This is a genomic window from Hyunsoonleella aquatilis (assembly GCF_014270105.1).
In the GTDB taxonomy this organism is placed as follows: Bacteria; Bacteroidota; Bacteroidia; order Flavobacteriales; family Flavobacteriaceae; genus Jejuia; species Jejuia aquatilis.
Map to the genome: position 1 here is coordinate 404,075 of NZ_JACNMF010000002.1, position 16,844 is coordinate 420,918.

At 38.6% G+C, this 16,844-nt stretch carries 20 protein-coding genes and 1 pseudogene; 12 read left to right on the forward strand and 9 right to left on the reverse strand.

Annotation, left to right across the window (positions count from 1 at the left end; genetic code table 11):
* Positions 1–25: 25 nt before the first annotated feature.
* Complete coding sequence (locus tag H7U19_RS07215) at positions 26–502, reverse strand: DUF2383 domain-containing protein (RefSeq protein WP_186560709.1); 477 nt, start codon at positions 500–502, stop codon at positions 26–28.
* A 234-nt stretch (positions 503–736) separates the two neighbouring features.
* On the opposite strand from H7U19_RS07215, the pseudogene H7U19_RS07220 reads away from it, so the two are divergent.
* Positions 737–936, forward strand: a pseudogene (locus H7U19_RS07220) (tRNA (adenine-N(6)-)-methyltransferase); the annotation flags it as partial.
* Between the two features lie 132 nt (positions 937–1,068).
* Here the strand turns inward: H7U19_RS07220 and mgtE are convergent.
* The 5 genes from mgtE to H7U19_RS07245 form a co-directional block, all read right to left on the reverse strand.
* Positions 1,069–2,445, reverse strand: coding sequence for a magnesium transporter (gene mgtE, locus H7U19_RS07225; RefSeq protein ID WP_186560713.1), 1,377 nt, complete (start codon positions 2,443–2,445; stop codon positions 1,069–1,071).
* A 158-nt stretch (positions 2,446–2,603) separates the two neighbouring features.
* Complete coding sequence (rsmA, locus tag H7U19_RS07230) at positions 2,604–3,380, reverse strand: 16S rRNA (adenine(1518)-N(6)/adenine(1519)-N(6))-dimethyltransferase RsmA (RefSeq protein WP_186560715.1); 777 nt, start codon at positions 3,378–3,380, stop codon at positions 2,604–2,606.
* A gap of 82 nt (positions 3,381–3,462) precedes the next feature.
* Entirely contained in the window at positions 3,463–3,789 is a 327-nt protein-coding gene (locus H7U19_RS07235) for a DUF4286 family protein (RefSeq protein WP_186560717.1), read from the reverse strand.
* Positions 3,790–3,800: 11 nt separating this feature from the next.
* Positions 3,801–4,253: a hypothetical protein gene (locus tag H7U19_RS07240; RefSeq protein WP_186560719.1), complete on the reverse strand. Its 453-nt coding sequence runs from the start codon at positions 4,251–4,253 to the stop codon at positions 3,801–3,803.
* A 39-nt stretch (positions 4,254–4,292) separates the two neighbouring features.
* The gene (locus tag H7U19_RS07245) at positions 4,293–7,367 is read right to left on the reverse strand and encodes a leucine--tRNA ligase (RefSeq protein ID WP_186560727.1); all 3,075 of its coding nucleotides are present in this window, start codon (positions 7,365–7,367) and stop codon (positions 4,293–4,295) included.
* A gap of 200 nt (positions 7,368–7,567) precedes the next feature.
* Between H7U19_RS07245 and H7U19_RS07250 the strand changes: the two genes are divergently transcribed.
* From H7U19_RS07250 to H7U19_RS07270, 5 genes are all read left to right on the forward strand, one after another.
* Entirely contained in the window at positions 7,568–8,446 is an 879-nt protein-coding gene (locus H7U19_RS07250) for a cell division protein FtsX (RefSeq protein WP_186560729.1), read from the forward strand.
* Between the two features lie 57 nt (positions 8,447–8,503).
* Positions 8,504–8,746, forward strand: coding sequence for a hypothetical protein (locus H7U19_RS07255; RefSeq protein WP_186560731.1), 243 nt, complete (start codon positions 8,504–8,506; stop codon positions 8,744–8,746).
* Complete coding sequence (locus H7U19_RS07260) at positions 8,728–9,042, forward strand: type II toxin-antitoxin system RelE/ParE family toxin (RefSeq protein WP_186560733.1); 315 nt, start codon at positions 8,728–8,730, stop codon at positions 9,040–9,042. The genes H7U19_RS07255 and H7U19_RS07260 overlap by 19 nt, the downstream gene beginning before the upstream one ends.
* A 94-nt stretch (positions 9,043–9,136) precedes the next feature.
* The gene (locus H7U19_RS07265) at positions 9,137–9,514 is read left to right on the forward strand and encodes a hypothetical protein (protein WP_186560734.1); all 378 of its coding nucleotides are present in this window, start codon (positions 9,137–9,139) and stop codon (positions 9,512–9,514) included.
* 96 nt (positions 9,515–9,610) lie between these two features.
* Complete coding sequence (locus tag H7U19_RS07270; protein WP_186560736.1) at positions 9,611–9,865, forward strand: DUF3098 domain-containing protein; 255 nt, start codon at positions 9,611–9,613, stop codon at positions 9,863–9,865.
* A gap of 12 nt (positions 9,866–9,877) precedes the next feature.
* Here the strand turns inward: H7U19_RS07270 and H7U19_RS07275 are convergent, their stop codons facing one another.
* Positions 9,878–10,852 (reverse strand): type I phosphomannose isomerase catalytic subunit, encoded by a 975-nt coding sequence (locus tag H7U19_RS07275; RefSeq protein WP_186560738.1) that lies wholly within the window; start codon positions 10,850–10,852, stop codon positions 9,878–9,880.
* Between the two features lie 22 nt (positions 10,853–10,874).
* Positions 10,875–12,002: a glycerate kinase gene (locus H7U19_RS07280; protein ID WP_186560740.1), complete on the reverse strand. Its 1,128-nt coding sequence runs from the start codon at positions 12,000–12,002 to the stop codon at positions 10,875–10,877.
* A 79-nt stretch (positions 12,003–12,081) separates the two neighbouring features.
* Between H7U19_RS07280 and H7U19_RS07285 the strand changes: the two genes are divergently transcribed.
* From H7U19_RS07285 to H7U19_RS07295, 3 genes are read left to right on the forward strand one after another with little or no spacing between them, the layout of a single operon-like run.
* Positions 12,082–12,879, forward strand: a complete 798-nt coding sequence (locus H7U19_RS07285) for an undecaprenyl-diphosphate phosphatase (RefSeq protein ID WP_186560742.1) — start codon at positions 12,082–12,084, stop codon at positions 12,877–12,879.
* Complete coding sequence (gene truB / locus H7U19_RS07290) at positions 12,879–13,568, forward strand: tRNA pseudouridine(55) synthase TruB (protein WP_186560744.1); 690 nt, start codon at positions 12,879–12,881, stop codon at positions 13,566–13,568. The genes H7U19_RS07285 and truB overlap by 1 nt, the downstream gene beginning before the upstream one ends.
* A 53-nt stretch (positions 13,569–13,621) precedes the next feature.
* Positions 13,622–14,344: an energy transducer TonB gene (locus tag H7U19_RS07295; RefSeq protein ID WP_246454683.1), complete on the forward strand. Its 723-nt coding sequence runs from the start codon at positions 13,622–13,624 to the stop codon at positions 14,342–14,344.
* Here H7U19_RS07295 and H7U19_RS07300 read toward each other — a convergent pair.
* Positions 14,328–14,945, reverse strand: a complete 618-nt coding sequence (locus tag H7U19_RS07300; protein ID WP_186560746.1) for a thioredoxin family protein — start codon at positions 14,943–14,945, stop codon at positions 14,328–14,330. The genes H7U19_RS07295 and H7U19_RS07300 overlap by 17 nt on opposite strands.
* A gap of 95 nt (positions 14,946–15,040) precedes the next feature.
* On the opposite strand from H7U19_RS07300, the gene H7U19_RS07305 reads away from it, so the two are divergent.
* The 3 genes from H7U19_RS07305 to H7U19_RS07315 are packed head-to-tail and all read left to right on the forward strand — an operon-like array spanning position 15,041 to position 16,839.
* On the forward strand, positions 15,041–15,607 hold the full coding sequence (locus H7U19_RS07305; RefSeq protein WP_186560748.1) for a DNA-3-methyladenine glycosylase I: 567 nt from the start codon (positions 15,041–15,043) through the stop codon (positions 15,605–15,607).
* A complete protein-coding gene (locus H7U19_RS07310; protein ID WP_186560750.1) occupies positions 15,594–16,172 on the forward strand; it encodes a hypothetical protein in 579 nt (192 codons plus the stop codon). The genes H7U19_RS07305 and H7U19_RS07310 overlap by 14 nt, the downstream gene beginning before the upstream one ends.
* Positions 16,159–16,839: a DUF2490 domain-containing protein gene (locus tag H7U19_RS07315; protein ID WP_246454685.1), complete on the forward strand. Its 681-nt coding sequence runs from the start codon at positions 16,159–16,161 to the stop codon at positions 16,837–16,839. The genes H7U19_RS07310 and H7U19_RS07315 overlap by 14 nt, the downstream gene beginning before the upstream one ends.
* Positions 16,840–16,844 lie beyond the last annotated feature (5 nt).

Here is a 16,844-nt window from a genome sequence, read left to right on the forward strand (position 1 = left end):
AATAAGTATTAAAGTATTCGGCAGATTAGCCGTTTGAAGCTAAGCGTGGTTGTGCAGATGTTAAGCCGTCCTTATATCTCATAAGGCTTATGGACGAACCAATAATCTGTTTTTGTTTCTCCAGCAAATTTGCTAAACTTTCCTGAAACTCAAAACTGTTCAACACCCTATTGTATTGTGCCACGCATGCACTCTTAAGTCTGTTAATCTCATTGAACAAGGCGCGGGGGTTTTTGGAAGCAAGTACCTTCTTAAAATCAGGCCAATTGATTTTAGTTTTGGAATCTATAGTATCGGAGAAATTTGGAGCACCACCTAATAATCTAATCTCTGCTCCCAAATACCTACAAAACTCATTCCGCTCAAAGGCCCTTGCCCTGAAAAACTGTTTTAATTCTTCATTTTCAGCGGACTCCAGAGCTTCTAAATAAGCCCTTTCTGCGTTGTGGTTAATCACCAAGAGTTGATTGAGTTGCCTGATTTTTTGAGTTTGTTGCACCATAGTCTTAAGTATTTATTAGTTGTTTATAGTTTTGTTTTGTTCAATTAGTTTGAGAAAAGCCCAAACAAGTTATAAAAAAATTTCATAATAAATGCGCTTTATCGGATATTTTAGTGTTTTATAGCGATTTTTAACATTGATATACGACTAAATGTATATTAAAGTAAGAAATATATTATAAAAATAATTTCTTTTCAGTTCAAACAATTTAGGGTGGCCCAAGACCGATGTGCCATGAAAATTGGAGCCGACAGCGTATTATTGGGAGCCTGACCTCTGTTGTTGGAAATCCGTTCTCTATTTTAGGTATTGGAGCAACCGTCGGAGTTATTGCTTTAATGTTGGCCCAAAGAAGTTCTTCTCAAATTATTGATGCTATTGAAATTGATGCTGATGCTTACAAGCAATGCGTGGATAATTTTGAGCAGTCGCCATAGAGGTGCTACTTATAAAAAACGAAGAATAGCCCTTTGAAACTAATAAAATTACCCAAAAACTCAAAGGCGTTCATCATACCCAGATGACAACAAAGGCATGTCTTCAATCTGTCCAATTGATATTTCAGATTAAATCCCTAAAATCAATTTCGCAATCCAGAAATAAAGCAGAATCCCGAGGATATCATTGCTAGTAGTAATAAATGGCCCCGTGGCAATGGCAGGGTCTATCCCCCGCTTGTTCAGAAATAACGGGACAAAAGTGCCTATGATACCGGCCACGATGATAACTGCGACCAGAGAAATTGAAATGGCAAATGCGGTATTCACCTCTCCCTCAAACATCCAAACGAAAAGAAACAGGAATAGGGCCAAAATCAAACCATTAAGCGTGGCAAGAAGCATTTCTTTAATCAATCGGCTATTGATACTGCCCTTTACATCGTCATTCGCCAAACCTTGTACAATGATTGCGCTGGATTGCACGCCCACGTTTCCGGCCATAGCCGCGATTAATGGCGTAAAAAAGAAAAGTATGACAGCCTTCCCAGTAAACAAGCCTTTAAATCCTTCCATAATGATGAAAGCACCAATACCGCCAATTAAACCCAAAAACAGCCATGGCAAACGTGCACGTGTCAATTGCAGAATACTGTCATCCGAATCGACATCGCCCGTAATACCGGCTGCCATTTGATAGTCTCTTTCGGCTTCTTCTTTTAAAACATCTACAATATCATCGATAGTAATGCGGCCGAGCAAAGTTTTGTTTTCATCCACTACAGGAATGGCTTCCAAATCGTATTTGGCCATTACTTTGGCCACCTCTTCTACATCTTCGTGGTCGTAAACATAATCTACGTTTACTTTGACTAAATCCGAAATTTTTTGTTCGCTTTTTGCAACTATCAGGTCTTTAAGGGACAGTCTGCCAATCAATTTTTCCTCTTTATTTACGACGTAAATAGAGTGCACACGCGTCACTTCCTTTGCCTGCCCCCGAATACGACGCATACAGCCAGCAACCGTCCAAGTTTCATACACTTTTACCAATTCCTTCGCCATCAATCCACCGGCGGTGTCCTCCTCATAGGCCAGAAGTTCCTGGATTTCCTCTTTATGTTCCTCGTCCTCAATCCGGTCGATAACGGCTTGTTGGCGTTCTTCTGGAAGTTCTGCAATAATGTCCGCCGCATCATCGGTATCCAGTTCTTCCACCTCTTCGGCAATTTCCTTGGCCGTCAGGTTTTGGAGCACCTTTTCCCGATTATCCTCGTCCAACTCCATTAGGATGTCGGAAGTGGTTTCAGAATCCAATAATTTGATGACGTAAATTGCCTGTTCTAGATTAAGTTCATCTAGAATTTCGGCAATATCGGCGTAGTGAAACTCATTGAGCAGTTTTTGAAGTGCTTTGTCATCTTGGGATGCTACAAGACCTTCAACCTGCTCCAAAAGCTCATCCGTCAGTTCAAATTGTATGTTTTCTTTTTCTTCTTCTTCCATCAACTGGACTTTTAAAGACGCTTTTATGAAAAACAATAGATATGTCAGTTTGAGCGCAGTCGAAAACCTTATAATTCCCGAACATCAAAGCATTTCGACTGCACTCAATGTGACAAACCAGTTATTAGACATTTTGGACAACTTCAAAAAAGTGTTACTTATTTTCTGTCGTTTTCAATCATCAGCGTAAGCTCAATAAACTCCTGAACTTTCAATTGTTCCGGACGCTGGCCAAAGATAACATTTGCTTTTAAATTATCGGATAAATCCAATGTTTTTAAACTGTTGCGAAGTGTCTTTCGCCGTTGTTGGAATGCCGTTTTTACTATTTTGAAGAATAGTACCTCATCACAAGGCAGTTTGTAGTTTTCTTTTCTGGTGAGTCTTAATACCCCAGAATCTACTTTTGGAGGAGGATTGAATACCGAAGGTGGAACGGTAAAAAGGTACTCTGCATCATAAAACGCCTGGGTTAACACAGAAAGAATTCCATAGATTTTATTGCCTTCTTTGGCGCAAATCCGTTGGGCGACTTCCTTTTGAAACATCCCTGAAAACTCAGGGATTTGATTACGCATGTCCAAGGTTTTAAAAACAATTTGCGATGAAATATTATAGGGGAAATTACCAATAATAGCTAGCGGTTCTCCTTTGAAGACTTCGTTTAAATCGTACTTGAGAAAGTCTTTTTCAATGATTCTTGGGGCGAGGTTGAGATAGTTGGCTTGTAGATATTCAACGGATTCTGAATCAATTTCGATGACGTATGTTGTGATATCTTTTTGAAGCAAATATTTAGTCAGCACCCCCATCCCAGGCCCTATTTCCAGAACGTTTTGATAGCCGTTTAACGACAAGGTATCGGCTATTTTTCGGGCGATATTTTCATCCCTTAAAAAATGCTGACCTAGATGTTTTTTTGCTTTTACTGACATAAGTTTTTCTCGCAAACCTGCCTGCCGGTAGGCAGGGGCGCTAAGACACAAAGTTGATATAGACCTGACAGGTCTACTTCGGTTACTTAAAATTCACCGTATATTCATCAATAACCTGAAGCTCGGTTCTAAACGCCAACATTTTATCGGCGAATTTTTTCATACCGTCACTTCTTAACTTCTCGGCATCTTCCCGATAGTAAGCGTCCAAAGCTTCTCTGGAATAGGATTGATACTGAATCGAGTAGGTAATACCTCCCATATCTTCCTCCACCAAAACCTTAGTTAAGGTAGCTTTTTCAAATTTGCCAGTACCTAAAACTTGCGGGATATGTTCCTTAATCCATGTTAACCACTCGTCGCGTATGGACTCGTCTATATTTACTGTAACGTTATAAATGTACTTCATCTTAAGCTCAACTAATCAAATTCCCCATAAGGATCGTAGGGTATACCCGTTATCTCCAAAAGATCTATATCCCCATCTTCATCGTAGTCTACTTCAACTTCATAAGTAAATTTTTCATCATCAACATCAATTATTTTATAAATTAAAACTACTTGATCTCTCCAATATAAACTTATTTTATCTCCATTAAGAGCCCATTCCAAACCTGTTCCTCTTGAAGCACACTCAGCACAATTAGAACAATTTAGCACCACACTTTCCTCGAAGTCAAATTCTTTACCCTCTCTATTATAAAACTGAAACCGATCTTTAACACATCCTTCGGTGTGCTGATAGAGAAATAATTGCCCATCTAATTTTATTGTATCATACGCCCATGATCCGATAATCGCTTCCAAAAAATAGGCTTCTCTAGGATGTGTTTCTTCTTCAGGGCTAGAATCGTCGCCTGATGAACAGGCCATTAAACCGAATACTAAAAAACAACAAATGAACTTTTTCATTTAACCGACAATATTTACTATTTTCCCAGGCACTACAATTACTTTTTTAGGTGTTCTACCTTGCAATTGGTCTTGGGTTTTTTCGTTTTCTAGAACTGCTTTTTCAATCTCGTCTTTACTTAAATCCAAAGGCAATTCCATCGTAAAACGCATTTTTCCGTTGAATGAAATCGGGTAGTTTTTACTGCTTTCTACCAAATGACTTTCATCGAATTCTGGAAATGGCGCTGTTGAAATTGAACCGCTATTTCCTAACTGACTCCATAATTCTTCAGCAATATGCGGTGCGTAAGGTGAAATCAATACCAATAAAGGTTCTAAAATGGCTTTTGACGTACACTTTTGAGCGGTTAACTCATTGGTAGCAATCATAAAAGTTGAAACTGATGTATTGAACGAGAAGTTCTCGATATCTTCCTGAACCTTTTTAATGGTTTTATGGAGCGTTTTAAAAGCCTCCCCTTTTCCCTCCGAAGGAGGGGTGACAGTGACGTAAAAACTGCCGTTTTCTCCTTGGTGGTATAATTTCCATAGTTTTTTAAGGAAAGAATGCACACCAGTAATACCCGCTGTATTCCAAGGTTTGTATTGCTCTAAAGGCCCCAAAAACATTTCGTAAAGACGTAAACTGTCTGCGCCATAGTCTGCAACAATATCATCCGGATTAACAACGTTGTATTTGGATTTGGACATTTTTTCAACGTCTCGATGAACTTTAAAAGTCCCTCCTAAATCCTCCCCATGAGGGAGGACTTCTCCACTCTCTCCTATAAAAACGGCATCATTAAAATCTGGGCGCCAATTTTTAAAAGCTTCAATATCTAATTCATCTGAAGCATTTACAAAAGACACATCAGTATGTATCTCAAGAACTTCAATTTTATCTGGTGTCCCAAAATTAATACCTAAACTATTACTAGCTAATTTTGACTCTTCTCTTACCATTTCTATAATCTTTGAATACAATTCTTGATTTTCGATAGAAAGAGTATCATTATCTATACGTTCGGCTATACTTTTTGAAACATAGACATTTGATGTAAAAATACCTTTTGTTGTATCTTTTTCTTCTCCTTCAAAAGTCTTTTTGCCTAATAAAGGAATTGAAAACACTCTATAAACAAAAGCACTAGTCCCCAAAATCATGCCTTGGTTAATCAGCTTTTTGGCATATTCATCGTGATTGACATACCCTTTATCAAACATAAACTTTTGCCAAAAACGGGAATAGAGCAAATGCCCCGTAGCATGTTCGGAGCCTCCGATATACAAATCTACCTGTTGCCAATAATCGATAGCCTCTTTTGAAAAGATGGCCTCATCGTTATTGGGATCCATATACCGATTAAAGTACTGTGAGCTTCCCGCCCAACCGGGCATGGTATTCAGCTCTAGAGGAAATACCGTTTTATCATCAATTAAATCGTTGGACACCACTTCATTTTTTTGAGTGTCCCAAGCCCAAACTTTTGCATTTCCAAGTGGTGGTTCGCCGGTTTCTGTTGGCAGATATTTTTCAACTTCTGGCAGTTCAATAGGCAAATGTTCGGTAGCAATCATTTGTGGCAAGCCATTCACATAATACACAGGAAATGGCTCTCCCCAATACCGTTGGCGACTAAATACTGCATCGCGCAAACGGTAATTGGTTTTGCCTTCGCCTTGTCCGATTTGCTCCAATTCGTAAATCACGCGTTTGGCCGCTTTTTTGTAATTCATGCCATTGATGAAATCACTATTGGCAATGATGGTTTTTTCTTTATCCGCAAAAGCTTCCTCAGAAATATCCACCCCTTCAAAAATGTTAGGAATTGGAATATTAAAATGTTTTGCAAAATCATAATCACGCTGATCCCCACATGGCACGGACATTACTGCTCCTGTACCATAACCTGCCAACACATAATCCCCAATCCAAATTGGGATAGGTTCTTTTGTAAATGGGTGCTCTGCATAAGCTCCTGTAAACGCACCCGTGATGGTTTTCACATCCGCCATTCTATCGCGTTCGCTACGTTTTGCGGTTGCTTCTATGTAAGCCTCCACCTCAGCTTTTTGCTCTGGAGTTGTGATTTTTGGTACTAAATCATGTTCTGGTGCCAATGTCATAAAACTTACACCGAAAATGGTGTCGGGACGGGTTGTAAAAACTTCTATGGTGTGAGACCCTTCGACTGCGCTCAGGGTGACATTCGGCAATACTTGGAAAGAAACAGAAGCACCCACAGACTTTCCAATCCAATTGCGCTGACTTTCCTTTAAAGAATCCGTCCAATCAATAGTATCCAAACCTTGAAGCAAACGCTCTGCATAAGCAGAAATGCGCATACTCCATTGGGTCATTTTTTTACGGATAACTGGATGACCGCCACGTTCTGAAACACCGTTGACAATTTCATCATTGGCTAAAACCGTTCCCAAAGCGGGACACCAATTCACTTCGGTTTCGGCTAAATAGGTCAATCTGTACTGCAATAGAATTTCTTGTTGTTTTTCCAAAGAAAAACTGTTCCAATCCTCAGCAGAAAACGCTTTTACATCATCATCACAAACGGCGTTAACAGTTGTATTTCCTTCAGTTTCAAAAATTTTGATCAATTCTGAAATATCTTCAGCTTTATCACTGTCATTATTGTACCATGAATTGAACAATTGAATGAAAATCCATTGCGTCCATTTGTAATATTTTGGGTCGGACGTACGCACCTCACGCGACCAATCAAATGAAAATCCAATTTGATCCAATTGACGGCGATAGGTTTTAATATTTTCTGCAGTGGTAATAGCTGGATGTTGCCCAGTTTGGATGGCATATTGTTCCGCAGGCAGTCCAAAACTGTCATAGCCCTGAGGGTGCAACACATTAAACCCTTGGTGACGTTTGTATCGCGCATAAATATCAGACGCAATATAACCTAACGGATGCCCAACGTGTAACCCCGCACCACTTGGATAGGGGAACATATCCAACACATAAAACTTTGGTTTTTCACTATTATTTTCGGCTTTAAACGTTTGGTGTTTCGCCCAATAGTCTTGCCACTTTTTTTCAATCTCGTTGAAATTGTATTTCATAAACTCTTTTTTTCGCGCAAAGTCGCGAAGTCGCAAAGAATCAACCTTTAAAAATATAATTTCTTTGCGCCTCTGCGCCTTAGCGAGAGCATTAATCGCGCAAATTTAAACTTATTATAACAATGTTAAAAGTTTAAACGTTGTAAAGAACAGCTAATGAGAATACTTTGCTATTTTTACGCCATTAATCCAGTTCCCCTATGAGTTCATCGTTTGAAAAGCATCAAAAACGCCGATTGGTTTCTTCATATATTTCTGTGGTGGTCAGTATCGCTTTGGTGCTGTTTTTATTGGGTTTATTGGGGATGCTGGTGTTGAATGCAAAAAAGGTTTCCGACCATTTTAAGGAGCAAGTTGTTGTTACCATCTATTTAAAGGACACAGCCAAAGAAGTGGAGCGCAAGCAACTTGAAAAAAGTTTGGCCATGGCCGAATATGTGAAATCGACGGAGTACGTTTCAAAAGAGCAGGCGGCCGAATTTATGAAAACCGAAACTGGCGAGGATTTTATGGATTTTGTGGGATACAACCCATTGCAAAACTCTATCGATGTGCATTTGAAAGCAGATTTTGTCACCTCGGAACATTTGGAAAAAATTTCAGCGGAAGCCCTTAATAAGAAATTTGTCGAGGAAGTCACCTACGACAATGATTTGGTCAATTTGATGAACGACAACGTTAAAAAAATCAGTTTTTGGGTGTTGGTGATTAGTGGGCTTTTCACTTTAATTGCGGTTTTACTCATCAATAGTTCGTTGCGATTGGCGGTGTATTCCAAACGTTTCACCATCAAAACCATGCAAATGGTAGGGGCCACCAAGCGTTTTATACGTCGCCCGTTCGTTTGGAAAAGTATCCGTCTGGGCATTGTTGGTGCCATTTTGGCCATGGCGGGCATGGCAATTGTTTTATATTATTTGAATAAAACCTTCCCCGAATTGGAACTGCTATCCAATCCTGTTTTAATGGTGCTACTTTTTGTTGTCATTTTTGGATTGGGTATTGTTATTACCTGGATTAGCACTCACTTTGCCACACAGCGTTTCTTGAATTTGAAAACGGATGAGTTGTATTACTAAATAACATATTAGGAAAACCCGTCGATATTCCCGATATTTAATATAAAATTGATAAAAATGGCAACGGTTGATAACATCAGAAACAAATTGATTGACAAATTATTATCCATAAAAAACAAAGCTTTTTTGGAAGCGCTGGACCAACTGATTTCTTCTAGTGCATCGGAATCCGAAATTGTAGAACTGACACCTGAGCAAAAAGCGATGCTTGAAATGAGCGAACAGGATATCAAAAATGGAAAGCTAATTTCTCAGGATGCAATGGATAAAAGAAATCTTGAATGGCTAAACGCAATGTAATTTGGACAAGAACTGCCGATCTTCAGTTTGTTGGTATTTTAGAATATTGGGTCAAACGGAATAAATCCAATACGTATTCCAAAAAACTTGTAAAATTGGTATCCGAGAGGACCAAACAAATTGCAGAAAGACCATTAATCTACAAGCCAACTAATTTTAAAGACGTTAGGGTAGCTTCCTTGGGAAACTTCAGCATATACTATAAAACAACTGAAAAGGAAATAATCATAACTGCCTTTTGGGACAATCGCCAAGACCCTCAAAAACTTTTGGGCATTTTGAAACAAAAAAGATAACATTTCTTGAATTTGAAGACGGATGAGTTGTATTATTAAGTTTTCCTAAGCAACTTTTTTATATAAATTGCATCTATAGATTAAACTATTGCTTATGATGTCCCTAAAATTTATAACACCCCTTTTTTTGTTTATCCTTTTGTTTACCCATTGTGCTAATGATGATATGCCAGAAGAAGCGGTTGAAATTCGTCTGTCAAACGTAAGTCAGTTTGACTATAAAAACATTACTGTGAACTCTACCAACTTTGAGGATCTGGAAGCTGGCAAAACCTCCACTTACAAAACATTTGATCTTGCGTACCGATATGGCTTCGTAGAATTAGAGATTGACGGAGCTACTTATACAATTCAACCCATTGATTATGTCGGGGAAACCCCTTTAAAAAAAGGTAAATACACGTATCAAATTGATGCAAACGATTCCATGGAACAGTATGGAAAGCTAATATTAATCTTTGTGGAAGATTGAAAAACTTAAACTGATTTTAGAGTTTACAATAGTGTTAACACCTTTATTCTAAATAAATCGTTTATTTTGCGCACATTCGCACTTTATTAATTCAACATGGGAGAAAAAAAACGTAAAGAAGCCTCAAAGCCCACATTTGTTTTTGGGAAGAAAAACTATAAATGGATGTTTATCGGGCTGGGCTTTATTGCCCTTGGTTTTATCTTGATGGCCGGTGGTGGCAGTGACGACCCCAACGTTTTTAATCCTGAAATCTTTTCATGGCGACGTATCCGTTTGGCACCAACTCTTGTACTTATTGGTTTTGGTATTCAGATTTATGCGATTTTATTGAATCCGGATAAAGAATAGGTCAAATCTATCTTATAAATAAATTTCCAAAATTTTGGCGCTCTCCCCTGTTAGTTTTATCTGCTCAATACAAGCAGGAATAAGCAAGGTTTCACCTGTTTTAATTGGGTAAGTTTCATTTCCTGATTCCACAGTCAAACTCCCTTCAACACACATGTAAATCACAAAGCTATCAATTTGCGAGTAGTCTTTATTTATGTCTTTAGTAACATGAATAATGTTGGTCTTGAAATATGGCGAATGTACCAATTTGTTCGAAATGTTGGCCTCATCTAAAGAATATGCAGTACGATAATTAGGATGACTTTTAAAATCGATGGCATCTAAGGCCAGTTCAGTATGTAATTCTCTTTTTTTACCCGTCTTTTTATCCACTCTATCATAATCATAAATGCGATAGGTCACATTGGAAGTTTGTTGAATTTCTGCAAGCAAAACTCCTGCACCAATGGCATGCACCCTTCCCGTGGGGATATAAAATGTGTCACCTTGATGGACTTTTTCAACATTTAAAATATCCATCAAACTCCCATCATTAAGGTGTGATTGATAGCTTTCCTTTTCAACATTTTGATTAAAACCAACTATCAATTCCGCATCTTCCTCTGCCTGCATCACATACCACATTTCATTTTTACCAAAGGAATTATGGCGTTCTTTTGCCAGCTCATTACTGGGATGCACCTGAATGGACAACGGGGTTTTAGCATCTATAAACTTGATCAAAAGCGGGAAATTATCACCAAACGCCTGATAAACGGTATTCCCGACAAAATCACTTTTATACTGACCAATCAGGTCTTTCAGCGACTTTCCTTGCAAAATACCTTCGTTTACTAAAGTCTCATTGCCCTCAACATCCGAAATCTCCCATGACTCTCCAATACTGTCTTGAGTATAGTTTTTATTTAAAACGGTTTTCAATTTCTCACCTCCCCAAATCCGGTAACTATATTTTGGTTCAAACTTTAGCGGATAGAGTTTCATATTACAATTTTTTTCAAAATACTTACTTTAAAACTTCGTGGGCAAATTTCTTGGTAATTTCTTTGAGATATTGATGACTATTTTTCATGGCATCTTCAAGATTAGTTGTATAATTCATAACGGCATCGGCATATTGAATTCCCAATTCCTCTGGTGACTTTCCTTCAAAATCGGTGGCGCCACAAAAAGCGGCCACTTTAATCTGCATTGCCTTGGCCGATTCCAGAACACCTTTAATTGTCTTGCCAGAAAGGGTTTGAGCATCTAACTTCCCTTCACCTGTAATAATCCAATCTGCACCTTTAATTTTATAATCAAAATCAGCCAAATCCTTAATGAGATTTATGCCCTGCGCCAAATGGCCATTTAAAAACAATTTTGAACCAATGCCCATCCCCCCTGCTGCTCCGGCTCCTTTTACCGATTGCACTTTAACATTAAAAGTAGCTTCCAGCACTTTTGAAAAATCAAACAAGCCTTTGTCCAGCAATTTTATATCCTGAACCGAGGCTCCCTTTTGAGCCCCGTAACCATAAGCTGCCCCATTTTTGCCATACAAAGGATTGGTGACGTCGCAAGCTATTTGAAAATCAACTGCTTTCAGCCTCGGATGCACTTGGGACTCATCTATAGATTTAATTTGAGATAAATTGGCTCCTATAGGTTTTACTTCATCTTCATTATCATCTAAAAATCGATATCCTAAAGCAGTAGCCATACCTATACCACAATCATTGGTAGCGCTTCCACCTATACCAAGAATAATAGTTTCAGCACCTCTCTTAATGGCATCCAAAATGAGTTCTCCAGTACCTAAGGTGGTTGCGTTTTTACAATCAAATTGTTCTGGTTGCAACAACTTTACACCAGAGGCTTCCGCCATTTCGATGAATGCTTTTTTGGAACTTTCGGCATATAAATAGGACGCCTTTGCAGGTTCAAAAAAGGGATTGTTTACTGTTAATTGAATGGTTTCCCCTTTCAGGTAATAATTAACCACTTCAATAGTGCCATCACCACCATCCGCCAAGGGTAATTTCAATATTTCAATATTCGAATCAAACTGTTTGAGTGCAGTTTCAACAGCCTCGCAAAAGTCCATTCCCGTTAAGGAGTTTTTGAATTTATCCGGTGCAATCACAATTTTCATACATCTAAAATACAATTCCTTGATTTAAAGTTTATATCCTAAAAAGCCTTTTGTTCGAGTATTTTAATACTTTTGCGCCGTGGATATAATTGACGCTATTTTATTGGGCATTATTCAAGGGTTAACGGAGTTCTTACCAGTCTCTTCCAGTGGGCATTTAGAATTAGGCAAGGCTATCTTGGGAGACCATTCCGTTCCTGAAGAAAGCCTTATGTTTACCGTAGTTTTACACTTTGCTACTGCTTTGAGCACTATTGTTGTTTTCAGAAAGGATATTTGGAATATTGTCAAAGGCATCCTCAAATTTGAATGGAACGAGGACATGCAGTTTTTGGCAAAAATTGTAGTTTCCATGATACCTGCTGTTGTCGTCGGCCTATTTTTCGAAGAGCAATTGGAGGCGCTTTTTGGAGGCAATATCCTACTTGTTGGATGTATGCTGATTGTTACCGCATTGCTTTTATTTTTAGCGGATAAAGCAAAAGACACCAGCAAAAAAGTAAGTTTTAGCAATGCTTTTGTTATCGGGATTTCCCAGGCTGTGGCAATGCTTCCCGGAATTTCGCGTTCGGGAGCAACGATTTCTACATCGGTGTTATTAGGAAATGATAAAACCAAGGCCGCCCGGTTTTCATTTTTGATGGTAGTACCACTAATTTTCGGGAAAATCGCCAAAGATATCTTAAGTGGTGATATTTCAACCGAAAGTCAAAATTTTATGGCACTTTCCATTGGTTTTGTTGCGGCGTTTGTTGCAGGATTGTTTGCCTGTACTTGGATGATTGCCTTAGTCAAAAAAAGTAAACTATCCTATTTTGCGATTTACTGTGTTATTGTTGGGATTATTGCAATTGTGGTAGCTTTAACAAACAACTAATGACTGCCGAAGATTTTCTTTCTGGACAAGTCCTTTTAATTGATAAGCCTTTGCATTGGACTTCCTTTCAAGTGGTAAACAAACTGCGCTGGGAAATCCGGCAAGCTTTCAATATCAAAAAAATAAAAGTGGGTCATGCCGGGACTTTAGACCCTCTAGCCACTGGATTACTAGTGGTTTGCGCAGGAAAAAAAACCAAAGAAATCAATATCTATCAGGGACAAATTAAGGAGTACACAGGCACAATTATTCTGGGAAGCACTACACCGTCTTTTGATTTGGAAACTGAAATTAATAACACTTTTCCAATTGACCATATTTCCGAAGAACTTATTTATAAAACCACCCAGCAGTTTATTGGTGAAATTCAACAGTTTCCTCCCGTATTTTCAGCAATAAAAAAGGATGGCAAGCGGTTATACGAATTCGCAAGGGCAGGGGAAGATGTGGAAATTAAGCCAAGAACGGTGTCTATTTCAGAATTTGAAATCACAAATATAATGGGACAAAATGTAGATTTTAGGGTGGTCTGTTCCAAAGGCACCTACATCCGTTCTTTGGCCAATGATTTTGGTAAAGCATTAAATTCGGGCTCCCATCTTTCCGCATTACGACGTACAAAAATTGGCGACTTCTCTGTTGAAAATGCCATTTCTATTGATGGCTTCATTGATAGTCTAAAAGGCTAAAATCTAATTTTTTACGTATATTTCAATATAAATTAGTTTAAAAACGCCTCAGTTTGAACTTATCGAATCAACATAAAGCCTTGTTGTTGACCTTGCTCATTATGGGTACGGTGGTTCTTTCTGTATTCAATTTTAGCCTCATCAAACAAAAGGAAAGAATCGCGGAAAGTTATTACGAAATTGAGCCCGAGCCCGAACTTACAGAAGAGGAAATTAAGGTTTTGGAGGCACTAGGAAATCAAAATAACGCCAAAGCCGAAACCAATCAAGCCTATAACGAAACCCAACAAAATAAGCACTTTGCACAGGCATTTAAGCCTATTGCCCCACCTGAGGATTATGAACCCCAGGTAAACCATTCAGACCACAAGGGTTTTATCGACAGCTATAAATCAAAGCACAAAAGCACCAACCCTGCAAAACTGAAAAATGAAGATATCAATTCGTTTAGTAAAGTGAATGACCTCCTGAAAAAACAGCAAAACGATGGTGCAAATACCCGAAGTACGATGTCTTATTCTTTAGTAAATCGTAAGCATTATTACCTACCCACACCAGTCTATCTTTGTGAAAATGGCGGTAAAATCGTCGTAAACATTACGGTGAATTCAAACGGGGATGTTATCGATGCTTATGTCAATACGTCTTCCACATCGTCAAACGAATGCCTAGTAGAGCATGCTCTCCAATATGCTGAAAACGCCAAATTCAGCAAGGATGCTTCAAAAGACGAGCAAATAGGTTCGATTACCTTTAATTTTATTGGCAAACACTAGGTTGCAACCTGCATAAGATTTCGGTCACATCCTCAATGACGTTTTTGCCTTTGTTAGAGTTGTACCAATGTTGCAAATCTTCTTTAAATTCGGGCGTCAACTGGCCATTCATAGCTTTAAACCGTTTAACGTAACTGGCGGCCTCACTAGGTCTCGGCCCGTAAGTAGCAATTACTTCGCCTGTGGTATCATCAATTATTATCACTTTGGGAATAGCCCTGTTGCCGTTGGTTAAATAGGCATCCATTAACTTGGGATTATCGTCCCTAAGCACGACACGATAGTTGATATTCGGGGTTATTTCGGCTATTTTATTCAAAGCGGGCAGTACGTGGGCGGCATCGCCACACCAACTTTCGGTAATGACCAACCAAGTGATTTTACCGTCAAATTCTTCCAATCGTTTTTTTGCAGATTCCGAAACTTTTAGGGTTTTATCCCAGCGTTTCATGCGCCTTTCATTAAGCTTAGTAAAATTCACATGAGCTTGCGTCTGTTCATTTCCGGTAGTGGCCTGTTCCAAAGCAAACTGCTTCACTAGCTCCCGATAGGCGGGATAGGAAATACTTTTATTTATGGCAGATTTAATAATGGCATCCATAACGAATTCTTTTACATGAAGTTACAAATTTAGTATCTTGCACATCCTTTTAAGATGACTTTTGTCATACTTCAACATAAAAACTTACAAATTCTATGAATTCCAAGCACAGATGCGGTTGGTGCGAAGGCGACACGCTTTACGAGGCCTATCATGACGAGGAATGGGGCGTGCCTGTTTATGATGATGAAACCCTGTTTGAGTTTTTAATTTTGGAAACCTTTCAAGCGGGTTTAAGCTGGATTACCGTGTTGCGCAAACGCGAAAATTTCCGCAAGGCTTTTGATAATTTCGATTATAAAAAAATTGCCAATTATGGACAGGATAAAATCGACGCATTGCTTGAGGATGCCGGTATCATCCGCAATAAATTAAAGGTGAACGCTACTGTTACCAATGCACACGCGTTTATAAAAGTGCAAGAAGAATTTGGAAGTTTCAGCAAATATATCTGGGGGTTTATAGATGGAAAACCGATTAAAAACACCCTTAGTGATTGGCGAAATGCCCCGGCCAACACACCTTTAAGCGACACAATAAGCAAAGATTTAAAAAAGCGGGGGTTTAAATTTGTGGGCACTACAGTGGTGTATGCCCATATGCAGGCTACAGGCATGGTCAATGATCATGAAGTGAATTGTTTTCGATATGAAGAAGTTTAGTGTCTTAGTGCTCTTTATGAGCTTTTGCGTTTCATTTTCGCAATCCAAAAATGAAAAGGAGGAGCGTATTCCTGCCTCTGAATTCCCCGAAATTGCGCAAGGCTATTTTAATATTATTTCGCATGAAGTGAAATACTTAAAGTACTACAAAGAAACCGATGGTGATAAAAAGAGCTTTGAGGTAAAGTTTAAGTATAAAAAGGAGCATTATAGTGCTGAATTTGATACCCTAGGAAAGCTGGAAGATATTGAAATTGTCATTAAAAAAAGGCATATTCCTAAAAAAATATTTAACACAATATCCGACTATTTCAATGCCAATTACAAACGGTTTACTATTGTTAAAGTTCAAAAACAATACGTAAATACAACTAATAAAACCGACAGGCAATTTATCCGTCACGTTTTGGAAAACCCCTTTAATAAACACACGCATTTTGAAATTATTGCAGAAGTAAAAACACCAAAAAAGCATGAGTTGCGCGAACTTACCTTTGACAGATACGGGGTTTTTGAAAAATCCAGAAAAGTAACCTCATCTTCATACGAGCATGCACTATATTAAAAGCCTATATGTTTTTGGGTTGTGTTTTTTGTGCTTTTATACGGAAGCGCAGAGCAACTTTTCTTCTTTAGGTGAATCTGCTATTTCGCTTAATCATAGCGTATCTAAAATTTATAGTGTGAATTTTGCTTTTAGAAGTCGTTATGTGCTATATAATGACGATGGTTTTCAATATCTACAACAGCAGGTAGATGCGTATCACTTTTCAACTTTCAAATTGGATTATTATCATAAATTGAGTTTCGGTATTTATTACCGAAACCGGGATTGGTTTGATACAGGCAGCGACGAGACACGCCTTACACAACAATACAACTACACCAAACAAACCTTGGGCGTGCGTTACGGGCACCGGATAAGGGCGGAACAACGTATTTTGGATACCAAAACTATCTTTAGACAACGCTATCGCTTTGCGGTTGATTTTCCTTTGAATGGTGAAAAATTGGATATTGGCGAAACCTATTTGGTTAGCGCAATAGAAGGGCTGTTAAGTTTAAGTAAACCCGATAATCCAGAAACCGATATTAGGGTTTCAAGTCAGATCGGTTGGCAAATGAACGAAGCCTTAAAATTACAGTTGGGGTTGGAGCATCGGTGGGAAGCACTTAATCTCGTAGCGAAACATAATTTGTTTGTATTGACAGGGGCGGTCTTGAAGATTTAAAATTC

Excerpts from the sequence above, each read along its gene's own strand:
- H7U19_RS07255 (WP_186560731.1), top strand. The coding sequence starts at position 8,504 with ATGGCAACGGTTGATAACATCAGAAACAAATTGATTGACAAATTATTA.
- H7U19_RS07275 (WP_186560738.1), bottom strand. The coding sequence starts at position 10,852 with ATGAAACTCTATCCGCTAAAGTTTGAACCAAAATATAGTTACCGGATT.
- H7U19_RS07250 (WP_186560729.1), top strand. The coding sequence starts at position 7,568 with ATGAGTTCATCGTTTGAAAAGCATCAAAAACGCCGATTGGTTTCTTCA.
- H7U19_RS07240 (WP_186560719.1), bottom strand. The coding sequence starts at position 4,253 with ATGGCCTGTTCATCAGGCGACGATTCTAGCCCTGAAGAAGAAACACAT.
- H7U19_RS07245 (WP_186560727.1), bottom strand. The coding sequence starts at position 7,367 with ATGAAATACAATTTCAACGAGATTGAAAAAAAGTGGCAAGACTATTGG.
- H7U19_RS07260 (WP_186560733.1), top strand. The coding sequence starts at position 8,728 with ATGGCTAAACGCAATGTAATTTGGACAAGAACTGCCGATCTTCAGTTT.
- H7U19_RS07215 (WP_186560709.1), bottom strand. The coding sequence starts at position 502 with ATGGTGCAACAAACTCAAAAAATCAGGCAACTCAATCAACTCTTGGTG.
- H7U19_RS07300 (WP_186560746.1), bottom strand. The coding sequence starts at position 14,945 with ATGGATGCCATTATTAAATCTGCCATAAATAAAAGTATTTCCTATCCC.
- H7U19_RS07270 (WP_186560736.1), top strand. The coding sequence starts at position 9,611 with ATGGGAGAAAAAAAACGTAAAGAAGCCTCAAAGCCCACATTTGTTTTT.
- rsmA (WP_186560715.1), bottom strand. The coding sequence starts at position 3,380 with ATGTCAGTAAAAGCAAAAAAACATCTAGGTCAGCATTTTTTAAGGGAT.
- truB (WP_186560744.1), top strand. The coding sequence starts at position 12,879 with ATGACTGCCGAAGATTTTCTTTCTGGACAAGTCCTTTTAATTGATAAG.
- H7U19_RS07265 (WP_186560734.1), top strand. The coding sequence starts at position 9,137 with ATGATGTCCCTAAAATTTATAACACCCCTTTTTTTGTTTATCCTTTTG.
- H7U19_RS07280 (WP_186560740.1), bottom strand. The coding sequence starts at position 12,002 with ATGAAAATTGTGATTGCACCGGATAAATTCAAAAACTCCTTAACGGGA.
- H7U19_RS07310 (WP_186560750.1), top strand. The coding sequence starts at position 15,594 with ATGAAGAAGTTTAGTGTCTTAGTGCTCTTTATGAGCTTTTGCGTTTCA.
- H7U19_RS07315 (WP_246454685.1), top strand. The coding sequence starts at position 16,159 with ATGCACTATATTAAAAGCCTATATGTTTTTGGGTTGTGTTTTTTGTGC.
- H7U19_RS07235 (WP_186560717.1), bottom strand. The coding sequence starts at position 3,789 with ATGAAGTACATTTATAACGTTACAGTAAATATAGACGAGTCCATACGC.
- mgtE (WP_186560713.1), bottom strand. The coding sequence starts at position 2,445 with ATGGAAGAAGAAGAAAAAGAAAACATACAATTTGAACTGACGGATGAG.
- H7U19_RS07305 (WP_186560748.1), top strand. The coding sequence starts at position 15,041 with ATGAATTCCAAGCACAGATGCGGTTGGTGCGAAGGCGACACGCTTTAC.